Source organism: Pseudomonas sp. SJZ080 (assembly GCF_007828295.1).
Lineage (GTDB): Bacteria > Pseudomonadota > Gammaproteobacteria > Pseudomonadales > Pseudomonadaceae > Aquipseudomonas > Aquipseudomonas migulae_A.
Window position 1 is genome coordinate 12,052 of sequence record NZ_VIUK01000012.1, and the last position, 13,286, is coordinate 25,337.

The 13,286-nt window shown below is 60.1% G+C and carries 10 protein-coding genes; 2 read left to right on the top strand and 8 right to left on the bottom strand.

Features of this window, described 5'->3' with window-relative positions:
- Positions 1 to 2: 2 nt before the first annotated feature.
- The 4 genes from FBY04_RS16785 to FBY04_RS16800 form a co-directional block, all read right to left on the bottom strand.
- Positions 3 to 1,958 (bottom strand): acetyl/propionyl/methylcrotonyl-CoA carboxylase subunit alpha, encoded by a 1,956-nt coding sequence (locus FBY04_RS16785; protein ID WP_145315837.1) that lies wholly within the window; start codon positions 1,956 to 1,958, stop codon positions 3 to 5.
- Entirely contained in the window at positions 1,958 to 2,773 is an 816-nt protein-coding gene (locus FBY04_RS16790; RefSeq protein WP_084319856.1) for a gamma-carboxygeranoyl-CoA hydratase, read from the bottom strand. The genes FBY04_RS16785 and FBY04_RS16790 overlap by 1 nt, the downstream gene beginning before the upstream one ends.
- A 115-nt stretch (positions 2,774 to 2,888) precedes the next feature.
- Positions 2,889 to 4,496 (bottom strand): carboxyl transferase domain-containing protein, encoded by a 1,608-nt coding sequence (locus FBY04_RS16795; RefSeq protein WP_145315838.1) that lies wholly within the window; start codon positions 4,494 to 4,496, stop codon positions 2,889 to 2,891.
- A gap of 13 nt (positions 4,497 to 4,509) precedes the next feature.
- The gene (locus FBY04_RS16800; RefSeq protein WP_017339825.1) at positions 4,510 to 5,673 is read right to left on the bottom strand and encodes an isovaleryl-CoA dehydrogenase; all 1,164 of its coding nucleotides are present in this window, start codon (positions 5,671 to 5,673) and stop codon (positions 4,510 to 4,512) included.
- Positions 5,674 to 5,965: 292 nt separating this feature from the next.
- Between FBY04_RS16800 and FBY04_RS16805 the strand changes: the two genes are divergently transcribed.
- Positions 5,966 to 7,660, top strand: coding sequence for an AMP-binding protein (locus tag FBY04_RS16805; RefSeq protein WP_084319860.1), 1,695 nt, complete (start codon positions 5,966 to 5,968; stop codon positions 7,658 to 7,660).
- Positions 7,661 to 8,314: 654 nt separating this feature from the next.
- On the opposite strand, the gene FBY04_RS16815 is transcribed toward FBY04_RS16805, so the two are convergent.
- From FBY04_RS16815 to FBY04_RS16825, 3 genes are all read right to left on the bottom strand, one after another.
- Complete coding sequence (locus tag FBY04_RS16815) at positions 8,315 to 9,214, bottom strand: hydroxymethylglutaryl-CoA lyase (protein ID WP_145315840.1); 900 nt, start codon at positions 9,212 to 9,214, stop codon at positions 8,315 to 8,317.
- 142 nt (positions 9,215 to 9,356) lie between these two features.
- Positions 9,357 to 9,758 (bottom strand): MerR family DNA-binding transcriptional regulator, encoded by a 402-nt coding sequence (locus FBY04_RS16820; RefSeq protein WP_084319864.1) that lies wholly within the window; start codon positions 9,756 to 9,758, stop codon positions 9,357 to 9,359.
- A gap of 196 nt (positions 9,759 to 9,954) precedes the next feature.
- A complete protein-coding gene (locus FBY04_RS16825; protein WP_145315841.1) occupies positions 9,955 to 10,884 on the bottom strand; it encodes a LysR family transcriptional regulator in 930 nt (309 codons plus the stop codon).
- A 176-nt stretch (positions 10,885 to 11,060) separates the two neighbouring features.
- On the opposite strand from FBY04_RS16825, the gene FBY04_RS16830 reads away from it, so the two are divergent.
- Positions 11,061 to 12,290, top strand: a complete 1,230-nt coding sequence (locus FBY04_RS16830; RefSeq protein ID WP_145315842.1) for an acyl-CoA dehydrogenase — start codon at positions 11,061 to 11,063, stop codon at positions 12,288 to 12,290.
- Between the two features lie 115 nt (positions 12,291 to 12,405).
- Here the strand turns inward: FBY04_RS16830 and FBY04_RS16835 are convergent, their stop codons facing one another.
- Positions 12,406 to 13,212: a TatD family hydrolase gene (locus tag FBY04_RS16835; RefSeq protein WP_084319868.1), complete on the bottom strand. Its 807-nt coding sequence runs from the start codon at positions 13,210 to 13,212 to the stop codon at positions 12,406 to 12,408.
- Positions 13,213 to 13,286 lie beyond the last annotated feature (74 nt).

Below are 13,286 nucleotides of genomic sequence, written 5' to 3' on the forward strand. Positions count from 1 at the left end.
TTTCAGGCTTCTTCCAGTTCGACCAACGCACTGCCTTCGCTGACCATTTCGCCTTCCTGGCAATACAACGCCTTGATCACCCCGGCGTGTGGCGCACGAATGCTGTGCTCCATCTTCATCGCTTCCAGCACCACCAACTGCGCCCCGGCTTCGACCGCTTGCCCGGCTTCCACCAGCACCCGCACGATGCTGCCGTTCATGGGGGCAGTGAGCCCGCCGTGATGGCTGTGACTGGCTTCGACGGCGCTGATCGGGTCGTAGGCCTCGATGCGGCGCAATTCACCCTCCCATTGCAGATACACAATGCCGTCGCGGCGGATTGCCCGATGCTGGCGGCGCACGCCGTTGTGTTCGGTCAGCAGTTGCTCGCCTTTGAGTTGGGCGCTTTGGGCAGTGCGGTCGCCCAACGTCAATGCACGGTCCTGACCTTCACAACTCAGGTGCAAGGTGACTTCGGTCGGCAGGCCGGCCCGGAAACCGTTGCTGTCGGCCCAAGGCGAACTCAGGTCATCAACCCGCGGTGAACGAGGCTGGCTCTGGGCGAACGCCTGCGCTGCGGCTTGCCAGAATTCATCGCTGAGCGGCGAAGGTTCCGGCAGCAGTTGCTCCTGATAACGCGGAATAAACCCGGTATCCAGTTCTGCCGCTGCAAACGCCGGATGACCAACGATTCGACGCAGGAAATTGATGTTGGTCTTGAGCCCGCCAATCGCGAACTCATCGAGCATGCTCAACAAGCGCAGGCGCGCCTGCTCACGATCCTCACCCCAGGCAATCAGCTTGCCGAGCATCGGGTCGTAGAACGGTGAAATCTCATCGCCTTCTTCAACACCGCTGTCGACCCGTCGTCCCGGACCTTCAGCAGACTCTCGATACAGCTCCAGACGCCCGGTGGCCGGCAGGAAATCATTGCCCGGATCTTCGGCATACAGACGCACTTCAATCGCATGACCGATCAACGGCACCTGGTCCTGGGTCATCGGCAGCGCTTCACCCCGTGCTACGCGAATCTGCCAGGCCACCAGATCGAGGCCGGTGATGGCTTCGGTGACCGGGTGCTCGACTTGCAGGCGCGTGTTCATCTCCATGAAGAAGAACTCGCCGCGCGCATCCAGCAAGAATTCCACGGTGCCGGCGCCGATATAACCGATGGCCTGCGCCGAACGCACGGCGGCTTCGCCCATGGCACGACGCTGTTCTGGACTCAGGCCTGGCGCCGGTGCCTCCTCGACGACTTTCTGGTGCCGACGCTGAATCGAGCAATCCCGCTCGTTGAGGTACAGGCAGTTGCCATGCTGATCGGCGAAGATCTGGATTTCTACGTGGCGCGGCTTCAGCAGGTATTTCTCGACCAGCATCCGCGAATCGCCGAACGAGGATTGCGCCTCACGCTGAGCCGAGGCCAGGGCTTCGGCCAGTTGGCTGACGTCCTCGACCACTTTCATGCCTTTGCCGCCGCCGCCCGCCGTCGCCTTGAGCAGCACCGGATAGCCGATGCGTTCGCAGGCGTCGCGGAAGGTGTCGAGGTCTTGAGCTTCGCCGTGATAACCCGGCACGAGTGGCACGCCAGCGGTTTCCATCAGGGCCTTGGCGGCGGACTTGCTGCCCATTGCATCGATGGCTGAGGCGGGCGGGCCGAGGAAGATCAGGCCCGCCGCTTCGATCGCACGGGCGAACCCGGCATTCTCGGACAGAAAGCCGTAGCCGGGATGAATGGCTTGAGCGCCGCTGGCCTTGGCGGCAGCGATGAGTTTGTCGATTTGCAGGTAGCTGTCGGCGGCCTTGCTGCCACCGAGGTCGACGCGGATATCCGCTTCGCGGCTGTGCCGGGCTTCACGGTCAGTGGCGCTGTGCACGGCGACGGTGGTCAGGCCCAGCGCCTTGGCGGTGCGCATCACCCGGCAAGCGATTTCGCCACGGTTGGCCACCAGCAGAGAGGTGATAACAGGTGCACTCATCAACGCGGCTCCTTGGGGGTGGTTTCGGCCTGCCAGCTCGGCGGACGTTTTTGCAGAAAGGCGCGCAGGCCTTCCTGGCCTTCGGGGCTGACGCGGATGCGCGCGATGGCATTTTCGGTGTAGCGGCGCAGCGCCGGCGTCAGCGCACCGTTACCGACTTCACGCAGCAAGTCTTTGCTGACGCGCATGGCCGCCGGGCTGTTGAGCAGCAGGTTGTCGATCCATTGCTCGACTTTCTGCTCCAGCTCATTGATCGGATAGCTCTCCGACAACAAACCTATTTCCCGTGCCCGCTGCCCGCCGAAACGCTCGGCGGTCAGGGCATAACGGCGCGCCGCGCGTTCGCCGATGGCTTGCACCACGAATGGGCTGATCACCGCCGGTGCCAGGCCGATACGCACTTCCGACAGGCAGAATTGCGCGTCATCGGCACCAATGGCCATATCGCAGCAACTGATCAGGCCCAGCGCGCCGCCGAACGCCGCGCCTTGTACCACGGCCAGGGTCGGCACTTTCAGCTTGGCGAGGTTGTACATCAACTCCGCCAGTTCCCGGGCGTCGTCCAGATTGGTGTGGTAATCGAGCTCGGCGGATTGCTGCATCCACGCCAGGTCGGCACCGGCGCTGAAATGCCTGCCGCGTCCGCGCACCAGCAGGAAACGCAGGCTGGCATCGCCCGAGACCTTGTCCAGGGCGAGGATCAGTTCGCGGATCATTTCAGCGTTGAAGGCGTTGTTCTTTTCTTCTCGGCTGAGCCACAGGGTGGCGAAACCCCGCGGGTCGGTCTGCAGCTCGAGGGTGTTGAAGTCGCTCATATTCGTCCGTCTCCACAACTCATGTGGGAGCGGGCTTGCTCGCGAAGAACGATAACGCGGTGCATCAGATAAACCGCGGTGAATCCTTCGCGAGCAAGCCCGCTCCCACAGAAAATCACATCCGGAACACGCCGAAGCGGCTCGGTTCGATTGGCGCGTTCAACGACGCGGACAAGGCCAGGGCCAACACGTCGCGGGTCTGCGCCGGATCAATGACACCGTCATCCCACAGCCGCGCACTGGAGTAGTAAGGGTGGCCCTGTTCTTCGTATTGATCGAGGATCGGTTGCTTGATCTCGGCTTCCTGCTCGGCGCTGAAACCCTGGCCACTGCGCTCGGCCTGTTCGCGTTTGACTTGCACCAGAACGCCTGCCGCTTGCTCGGCGCCCATCACGCCGATGCGTGCGTTAGGCCACATCCACAGGAAGCGCGGATCGTAGGCTCGCCCGCACATGCCGTAGTTACCGGCGCCGAAGCTGCCGCCGATGATCACGGTGAATTTCGGCACCTTGGCGCACGCCACGGCGGTCACCAGTTTCGCGCCGTGCTTGGCGATGCCGCCAGCCTCGTATTTCTGGCCGACCATGAAACCGGTGATGTTTTGCAGGAACAGCAACGGGATGCCGCGCTGGCAGGCCAGTTCGATGAAGTGCGCGCCTTTCTGCGCCGCTTCAGCGAACAGGATGCCGTTGTTGGCGAGGATCGCGATCGGGTAACCGTGCAGGTAGGCAAAACCGCATACCAGCGTCGTCCCGAACAGTGCCTTGAATTCGTCGAACACCGAGCCGTCTACCAGTCGCGCAATCACTTCGCGCACGTCGAACGGTTGCTTGGCGTCCGCCGACACGACGCCGTACAACTCGTCGCTGTTGTAGAGCGGGGCGATGGGCGTGCGTTGCTGGACTTCACCGAGCTTGCGCCAGTTGAGGTTGGCGATGCAGCGTCGGGCAATGGCCAAGGCGTGTTCATCGCTCTCGGCGTAGTGGTCGGCGACACCGGAAATCTTGCAGTGCACATCGGCGCCGCCCAAATCCTCGGCGCTGACCACTTCACCGGTCGCGGCTTTCACCAGCGGTGGACCGGCAAGGAAAATAGTCGCCTGTTCACGCACCATGATCGCTTCGTCAGCCATCGCCGGCACGTAAGCGCCACCGGCGGTGCACGAGCCCATGACGACGGCGATCTGCGGAATGCCCATGGCGCTCATGTTGGCCTGGTTGAAGAAGATCCGCCCGAAGTGCTCGCGGTCCGGAAACACTTCATCCTGGCGCGGCAGGTTGGCGCCGCCCGAATCCACCAGATAAATGCACGGCAAGCGATTCTGCTGGGCGATGGTCTGTGCGCGCAGGTGTTTCTTCACGGTCAGCGGGTAATACGAGCCACCTTTCACGGTGGCATCGTTGGCCACGATCATGCACTCGACGCCTTCCACACGGCCGATCCCGGCAATCACGCCAGCGGCCGGCACGTCTTCGCCATACACCTCGTAAGCCGCCAGTTGGCTGATCTCGAGAAACGGCGAGCCCGGATCGAGCAGGCGATTGATTCGCTCACGGGGCAGCAATTTGCCCCGCGAGGTGTGGCGTTCTTGCGCCTTCGGGCCGCCACCTTGCTGCACTTGCGCGAGCAGGGTGTGCAGGGCGTCGACCTGTTTGAGCATCGCCGCGCGGTTGGTCGCGAACTCCGCCGAACGGGGGTTGAGCTGGGTATGCAGGATAGCCATGGACAGCTCCGTTTCAGCGGGTTTCGTTGAACAGTTCGCGACCGATTAGCATGCGACGAATCTCACTGGTGCCGGCGCCGATTTCGTACAGCTTGGCGTCACGCAACAGACGCCCGGCCGGGAATTCGTTGATGTAGCCGTTGCCGCCGAGAATCTGGATCGCGTCGAGGGCCATTTGCGTGGCGCGTTCGGCGCTGTAGAGGATCACACCGGCGGCGTCCTTGCGAGTGGTCTCGCCGCGTTCGCAGGCTTGAGCGACGGCATACAGGTAGGCGCGGCTGGCATTGAGTTGGGTGTACATGTCGGCGACCTTGCCCTGGATCAGCTGGAACTCGCCGATGCTCTGGCCGAACTGCTTGCGGTCGTGGATGTACGGAACAATGAGATCCATGCAAGCCTGCATGATCCCGGTCGGGCCGCCCGAAAGCACGACGCGTTCATAATCGAGGCCGCTCATCAGCACTTTCACGCCACCGTTAAGTACGCCGAGAATGTTTTCTTCCGGCACTTCGACGTCATCGAAGAACAGCTCGCAGGTGTTCGAACCGCGCATGCCGAGCTTGTCGAACTTGTTACTGCGGCTGAAGCCTTTCCAGTCACGTTCGACGATGAACGCGGTGATTCCGTGGGGGCCTTTTTCCAGGTCGGTCTTGGCGTAGATCACGTAGGTGTTAGCGTCGGGGCCGTTGGTGATCCAGGTTTTGCTGCCGTTGAGAACGTAATGATCGCCACGTTTGTCGGCGCGCAGTTTCATCGACACCACGTCGGAACCGGCATTCGGTTCGCTCATGGCCAGAGCGCCGATGTGCTCGCCGCTGATCAGTTTGGGCAGGTATTTGCTTTTCTGTTCGTGATTACCGTTGCGGTTGATCTGGTTGACGCAGAGGTTGGAGTGCGCGCCGTAGGACAAGGCAACCGAGGCCGAGCCACGGCTGATTTCTTCCATGATGACCACGTGGGCCAGGTAACCCAGGCCTGCACCGCCATACTCTTCCGGCACGGTAACGCCGAGCAGGCCCATGTCGCCGAATTTGCGCCACAGGTCGGCGGGAAACAGGTTGTCGATGTCGATCTGAGCGGCGCGCGGGGCGATCTCTTTGGCGACGAAGGACTGAACCTGATCGCGCAGCATGTCGATGGTTTCACCGAGGGCAAAGTTCAGGGATGGGTAGCTCATGGGGCACCTTTTGGCTTTTTTGTAGTGTGAGGAGAGCAGTGATTCAGCTCTCACCTTTACGTTAACGTAAGCCTGTGACGAATGGCTGTCAATCACCCTTTACGTTAACGTCAACTTGAGCGAGAGTAGAGCCAGTTCATAGTAAGGCGAGCCAACCCTGTGGGAGCGGTCTTGCTTGCGAAAGCGCCGGATCAGTCGACATTGGTGCTGAATGACAGACCGCTTTCTCGAGCAAGCCCGCTCCCACAGGTGGCCGCCGTAACACCCACTAATAAAGACAATAGGGGTCGTCATGGATCAACCCAGTGCAAGCCCGCAACGCAGCTACACCCGTGGTGCTCAGGACAAAGCCTTGCTGGCGATGACCATCGGTCAGGCGTTCGATAGCACCGTCGCGAAGTACTCGGCTGGAGAGGCGTTGGTCGTGCGCCATCAACAGCTGCGTTACACCTGGCAGCAACTGTCCGATGCGGTGGACCTGCAGGCCAGGGCATTGCTGGCGCTGGGCTTGCAGGCCGGAGATCGCCTCGGCATCTGGGCGCCGAATTGCGCGCAGTGGTGCATCAGCCAGTTTGCCAGCGCGAAAATCGGCGTGATTCTGGTCAACATCAACCCGGCGTATCGCAGCTCTGAACTCGAATACGTGTTGAAGCAGTCAGGCTGCCAATGGCTGGTTTGCGCGGGCGCGTTCAAGACCTCCAACTATCACGCCATGCTGCAGGGGCTGGTACCCGAGCTGGCAGAGCAATCCATCGGACAGTTACAAAGTGAACGCCTGCCTGAACTGCGCGGCGTCATCAGTCTGGATGCGCAACCGCCATCGGGTTTCCTGCCCTGGTCACAATTGGCCGATCTCGCGGCCGGCGTGTCCGCCGAACAACTGCGCGAGCGTCAGGACAGTCTGCACTTCGACCAACCGGTAAACATCCAGTACACCTCCGGCACCACCGGTTTCCCCAAAGGCGCGACCCTCAGCCACTACAACATTCTCAACAACGGTTACATGGTCGGCGAAAGCCTCGGACTGACCGCCAATGATCGGCTGGTGATCCCGGTGCCGCTGTATCATTGCTTTGGCATGGTCATGGGCAACCTCGGTTGCATGACCCACGGCAGCACCATGATCTACCCCAATGATGCGTTCGATCCGTTGCTGACCCTGACCACTGTCGCCGAAGAGAAAGCCACTGCGCTCTATGGCGTGCCGACCATGTTTATCGCCATGCTCGATCAGCCGCAGCGAGCCGAGTTTGACCTGTCGACCCTGCGCACTGGAATCATGGCGGGCGCGACCTGTCCGATCGAAGTGATGCGTCGGGTCATCAACGAAATGCACATGAGCGAAGTGCAGATTGCCTACGGCATGACGGAAACAAGTCCGGTGTCTTTGCAGACCGGTCCGTCAGACGAACTGGAATTGCGCGTCACCACGGTCGGCCGTACCCAGCCGCAACTGGAAAGCAAAATCATCGACGAGGCGGGCAACCTGGTGCCGCGCGGCACCATTGGCGAACTCTGCACTCGCGGCTACAGCGTGATGCTTGGTTACTGGAATAACCCCGAGGGCACCGCGGACGCGATCGACCAGGCCGGCTGGATGCACACCGGTGACCTGGCGAGCATGAACGACGAAGGCTACGTGTGCATTGCCGGACGCAACAAGGACATGATCATTCGCGGCGGTGAGAATATTTACCCGCGGGAGCTGGAAGAGTTCTTCTTTACCCACCCGGCGGTGGCGGACGTGCAAGTGATCGGTATTCCGTGTTCGCGCTATGGCGAAGAGATTGTCGCCTGGATCAAGTTCCACCCGGGCCACAGCGCTACCGAACAGGAGCTGCAAGCCTGGTGCAAGGAGCGCATCGCGCACTTCAAGACGCCGCGTTACTTCAAATTCGTCGAGGAATTTCCGATGACGGTGACCGGCAAGATCCAGAAGTTCCGGATGCGCGAGATCAGTATCGAGGAGCTCAAAGCGATACCGTAGGAGCCGGCTTGCTGGCGATGCAGGCGCCGCGGTCCATCATACAGACCGCGTCATCGTTCATCGCTAGCAAGCCAGCTCCCACAAGATCAAGAATTCTGAATCGCAGAAAGCACAAAGGGGAGCCGAAGCTCCCCTTTAATTTTCGTTGCGCGTGCTCTTTTTTTATTATTGAGGGGCGGTCTGTTTTTGTTTTTGGCAACCGTGACCCTTTACCGCTGTTTTTATCGATCCCCATCCGGGATCAAGAGCAAACGTATTTTTTTGAGCGCTGATCTGCTTTTTCGCTGAGCGATCCAACCAGTTCGGGAGCTACCTGAAGGTAGTTTTATTGTTCTCTGCCCGGTTGCGGGTTACTCCGAAAAGCACCCTGAAAAGCACACCTTCTCCAAAAAAATCTGTTAGCTGCGTCTCTGCCGTGTTGTTCTTGTTATGTCAGAGTCGTTTCGTCTTATTTTTATTGGTTTGCTGCTTTTTATTCTTGTTATGCCATAGAGATAGCAGAAGCCGTGCCAACTTTTAAAATTCCTTTAAAATCAACGGCTTGAGTTTTTGTCGGATTTTTCTCTCAGTCAAAACCCGACAATTTGTTTCCGTGTTACTCGGTTGAGCCCCACATTTCAGATTTGGCGGTAACACCCGGACACATCCGCGCACTTATTGCGCGCTACGAACCTTGGCCACGCGCGAGCCGGTCGGACGGCCCAGTACTGTGCAAATCTGCTGACCGGCCAGAATCAAGGCGTCCAGGTCGATACCGGTATCGATACCCAAACCATTCAACAGATAAACCACGTCTTCAGTGGCAACGTTACCGCTGGCGCCCTTGGCGTATGGGCAGCCGCCGAGGCCGGCGATGGAGCTGTCGAACACGGCGATGCCTTCGAGCAGGCTGGCGTAGATATTGGCCATGGCCTGGCCGTAAGTGTCGTGGAAGTGCCCGGCGAGTTTTTCTCGCGGTACGTCGGCGGACACCACGTCGAACATCTTGCGTGTCGCGCCTGCCGTGCCGGTACCGATGGTGTCGCCCAGCGAGATTTCGTAGCAGCCCATGGCGTAGAGCTCCCGGGCGACCCGGGCAACCTGCTCCGGTGCGACATGGCCTTCGTAAGGGCAACCCAGCACGCACGACACGTAACCGCGCACACTGACGCCATGCTGTTTGGCAGCCTCCATGATCGGCGCGAAGCGCTCCAGGCTTTCGCTGATCGAGCAATTGATGTTGCGCTGGGAGAAGGCTTCGGAGGCCGCGGCGAACACCGCGACTTCCTTGACCCCGGCGGCGATCGCATCTTCGAAGCCGCGAAGGTTGGGGGCGAGGGCGCCGTAGGTCACGCCCGGTTTGCGCTGGATCTGCGCGAAGACGTCGGCGGACCCGGCCATCTGCGGCACCCATTTGGGCGAGACGAAACTGCCGACTTCTATATAGCTGAGGCCGGCAGCGGTCAGCGCGTCGACCAGTTGCACCTTGTCGGCAACGCTGATCGGTTGGGCTTCGTTTTGCAGGCCGTCGCGGGGGCCGACTTCGACCAGGCGTACGTGGGAGGGAAGGGACATGGGATTCACCTGTTTGAAAGGGTGAACGAAGATCCCGCGTGGGAGCGGGCTTGCTCGCGAATACGGTGGTCAGTCGACATCCATGCTGGATGAAATTCCGCATTCGCGAGCAAGCCCGCTCCCACGCTGGATCTTCGTATGATTATTGAATTGCCGGCTGGCTTTTCATCGTCTGTTCCAGCGCCTGGGTGCAGCGCTCCTGCGCCGTGTCCAGTTCCAGCTTCATCTGTTCGATGTCGAGCATCTGTTGCTCCAGCTGCTCGCGGCGCTCGGCGATTTTGTTGAGCATGGTTTGCAGTTGTTTCTGGTTACCGCCGGTGGGGTCGTAGAGTTCGATCAGCTCACGGCATTCGGCCAGGGAGAAGCCAATGCGCTTGCCCCTCAGGATCAGCTTCAGGCTGACTTTGTCCCGGGGCGAATAGATGCGTTCCTGGCCACGGCGCTCGGGGCTGAGCAGGCCTTGCTCTTCATAAAAGCGAATGGCCCGCGTAGTGATGTCGAGTTCCCGGGCGAGGTCGGAAATGCTGTAGGTCTGGCTGCTCATGGGCGCGCTCGAAAAAGGTCATGGCGCTAAGCTAATGTCAGGTTGACGTTTACGTCAAGGGGTAGGGTTTTGTGGTGTTCCAACTGGCCTCTTCGCGAGCAAGCCCGCTCCCACATTTCAACGCGTTCCTTCAGAAAGAATGCGGTCGAATGTGGGGGCGGGCTTGCTCGCGATGAGGCCGCCTCGGTCTCGGCTCCTAAACCTTATCAAGCTTCTTCTCATGCGCCGTTACCTGCTGGCACAACTCGATCATCTGCTCGCGCATCCAGCGGTTGGCCGGGTCCTGGTCGGTGCTTTCATGCCAGTAGAGGTGGGTTTCCACCAGCGGTACATCGTTGACCGGCAGGTTCACCGAATACAGATCATGACGACGGGCGAAGCGTTCCGGCACGGTCATGACCATGTCGGTCTGTTGCAACACCTGCGACGCCATCAGGTAATGCTGGGAACGCAAGGCGATCTTGCGCTGGATGCCCATTTTTCCGAGTGCGAGGTCTACATGGCCGAGACCGCTGCGGCGGCTGGAAATATGAATGTGGGTCAGCGACAGGTAATCATCGAGTGTGAATTTCTCTTTGCCCGCCAGCGGATGGCCCTTGCGCATGGCACACACGTAACGGTCTTCCATCAACTTGACGTGACGCACCTGTGGGTCGGTGTTGAGCGGCGCGTCCACCGCAAAGTCGAGACGCCCGGCCGCCAGTTCCTTGGTGGTCTCGCGGCGCTTGGACAGAAAGCTTTCGATGATCACCGTCGGCGCCAGGCGTCGCAGGCGCTGGAAGAGCGGCGGCAGGATCACCGCTTCGGTGAGGTCGGTCATGCTGATGCGGTAAGTCTTGACTGCCTGCAGCGGGTTGAAGATGCGGCTTTCCTGCACCGATACCCGCAGCAGAGACAGGGCATTGCGCACCGGACCGATGATGTTTTGCGCCATCGGCGTGGGCACCATGCCCTGGGCCGTGCGAACGAAGAGCGGATCGTTGAAGGTCTCGCGCAAGCGTGCCAGAGCGTTTGAGACCGCCGGCTGGGTAATGCCGACAATCTGCCCGGCGCGGGTCAGGTTGGCTTCGGTGTAGATCGCGTCGAAGACGATGAAAAGGTTGAGGTCGACCTTGCTCAGATTCATTGCGCTGCACTCTTATTGTTGGGGCATTTTGATGAGGCCGGGGGCCTCGGCAATCACCCGATCATATATCGGTGATGAATGTTAATACACGCCGAGAATAGGCTAGGTAAATTTTCGTAGCTGTTCTAGCATCGATTGCATGACCTAAACAACCTCCCTCAAGAAGGTAGCTGCTCATGGATTTCGCTTATTCGCCCAAGGTGCAAGAACTGCGTGAGCGCGTGACCGCGTTCATGGACACCTACGTTTATCCCGCCGAAGCCGTGTTCGAGCGCCAGGTTGCCGAGGGCGACCGTTGGCAGCCGACTGCGATCATGGAAGAACTCAAACTCAAGGCCAAGGCCGAAGGCCTGTGGAATTTGTTTCTGCCTGAGTCCGAACTCGGCGCCGGCCTGACCAACCTCGAATACGCACCCTTGGCAGAAATCATGGGCCGCTCACTGCTGGGCCCCGAGCCGTTCAACTGCTCGGCGCCCGACACCGGCAACATGGAAGTGCTGGTGCGTTACGCCAACGAAGAACAGAAACGACGCTGGCTCGAACCGCTGCTGCGCGGTGAAATCCGCTCGGCGTTCGCCATGACCGAGCCGGACGTGGCGTCCTCCGACGCCACCAACATGGCCGCCCGCGCCGTGCGTGACGGTGACGAGTGGGTGATCAACGGCAAGAAATGGTGGACCTCGGGTGCCTGCGATCCACGCTGCAAGATTCTGATCTTCATGGGCCTGAGCAATCCCGACGCGCCGCGCCACGCCCAGCATTCCATGATTCTGGTGCCGGTGGATGCCCCTGGCGTGAAGATCGTTCGTCCGCTGCCGGTGTTCGGTTACGACGACGCGCCACACGGTCACGCTGAAGTGCTGTTCGAAAATGTCCGGGTGCCGTACGAAAACGTTCTGCTGGGTGAAGGACGCGGCTTCGAAATCGCACAGGGTCGTCTTGGCCCGGGCCGGATTCACCACTGCATGCGTTCGATCGGCATGGCCGAGCGTGCACTGGAACTGATGTGCAAACGCGCGGTAAACCGCACGGCGTTCGGCAAGCCGTTGGCGCGTCTGGGCGGCAACATCGACAAGATCGCCGACTCGCGGATGGAAATCGACATGGCACGCCTGCTGACTTTGAAAGCGGCGTACATGATGGACACCGTCGGCAACAAAGTGGCGAAGAGCGAAATCGCGCAGATCAAAGTGGTCGCACCGAACGTGGCCCTGCGCGTTATCGATCGGGCCATCCAGATCCATGGCGGGGCAGGGGTTTCCAACGATTTCCCGCTGGCCTACATGTACGCGATGCAGCGCACCCTGCGCCTGGCCGACGGCCCGGACGAAGTGCACCGCGCGGCAATCGGCAAGTTCGAGATCGGCAAGTACGTGCCAAAGGAAATGCTGCGTAGCAACCACTAAAACTGTAGGAGCGAGCTTGCTCGCGATGGTCTCCAACAATGACGCGTTTATGCTGGATAAACGCGGTGTTTTGGAGGTCATCGCGAGCGAGCTCGCTCCTACAATAATCAAGACCTCAGTCGAGTATTGGCAGCCCGAAAAAGGCCCGCGCGCATGCGGTGCTGTGAGCCGCCAGTTCTTCCTCGCTTTCCCCGCGATGCAACGCCACTTCCCGCAACACTTCAGTCAGATACGCCGGTTCGTTACGGCCATTCTTCGGCTTGGGCCGCAGGCTGCGCGGCAACAGATACGGCGCATCGCTCTCCAGCATCAACCGCCCGCGCTTGATTTCTTTCACCAGCGGATGCAAATGCGTGCCGCGACGCTCGTCGCAGATCCAGCCGGTGATGCCGATGTGCAAGTCCAGGTCGAGGTAGCTGAACAGCGCTTTTTTCTCGCCAGTGAAGCAATGCACCACGGCAGCCGGCAACTGGTCGCGGTAGTCGCGGAGGATTTCCAGCAAGCGTTGACTGGCGTCGCGCTCGTGGAGAAACACCGGCAATTGCAGTTCGACCGCCATCGCCAAGTGCTCTTCGAGGACTTTTTCCTGTTGCGGACGCGGCGAAAAATCGCGATTGAAATCCAGCCCGCATTCACCCACGGCCACCACGTTCGGCTCTTTGAGCAAACTGCGTAGACGCTGGGCACTGTCGGCGTTCCAGTCGCTGGCCGAGTGAGGATGAATGCCGGCGGTGGCGAACAGCCGTTGCGCTGTGTCATCCAGTTGCTGGCACAGTTCCAGCGCCTGTTCACTGCCTTCGACACTGGTGCCGGTGAGCACCAATTGGCAGACGCCGGCGGCATATGCGCGGTCGAGTACAGCCCGGTGTTTGTCGGCAAAACTGGGGTTGGTCAGGTTGACGCCGATATCGATGAGTTGCATGGTGCTACCTCGGACCAAAGGCCGGAAAGCATATCAGAGCTGTAGATTTATAAGAAAAGCCAAGAACTACAACG

Excerpts from the sequence above, each read along its gene's own strand:
- FBY04_RS16835 (WP_084319868.1), bottom strand. The coding sequence starts at position 13,212 with ATGCAACTCATCGATATCGGCGTCAACCTGACCAACCCCAGTTTTGCC.
- FBY04_RS16805 (WP_084319860.1), top strand. The coding sequence starts at position 5,966 with ATGGATCAACCCAGTGCAAGCCCGCAACGCAGCTACACCCGTGGTGCT.
- FBY04_RS16790 (WP_084319856.1), bottom strand. The coding sequence starts at position 2,773 with ATGAGCGACTTCAACACCCTCGAGCTGCAGACCGACCCGCGGGGTTTC.
- FBY04_RS16825 (WP_145315841.1), bottom strand. The coding sequence starts at position 10,884 with ATGAATCTGAGCAAGGTCGACCTCAACCTTTTCATCGTCTTCGACGCG.
- FBY04_RS16830 (WP_145315842.1), top strand. The coding sequence starts at position 11,061 with ATGGATTTCGCTTATTCGCCCAAGGTGCAAGAACTGCGTGAGCGCGTG.
- FBY04_RS16785 (WP_145315837.1), bottom strand. The coding sequence starts at position 1,958 with ATGAGTGCACCTGTTATCACCTCTCTGCTGGTGGCCAACCGTGGCGAA.
- FBY04_RS16795 (WP_145315838.1), bottom strand. The coding sequence starts at position 4,496 with ATGGCTATCCTGCATACCCAGCTCAACCCCCGTTCGGCGGAGTTCGCG.
- FBY04_RS16815 (WP_145315840.1), bottom strand. The coding sequence starts at position 9,214 with ATGTCCCTTCCCTCCCACGTACGCCTGGTCGAAGTCGGCCCCCGCGAC.
- FBY04_RS16800 (WP_017339825.1), bottom strand. The coding sequence starts at position 5,673 with ATGAGCTACCCATCCCTGAACTTTGCCCTCGGTGAAACCATCGACATG.
- FBY04_RS16820 (WP_084319864.1), bottom strand. The coding sequence starts at position 9,758 with ATGAGCAGCCAGACCTACAGCATTTCCGACCTCGCCCGGGAACTCGAC.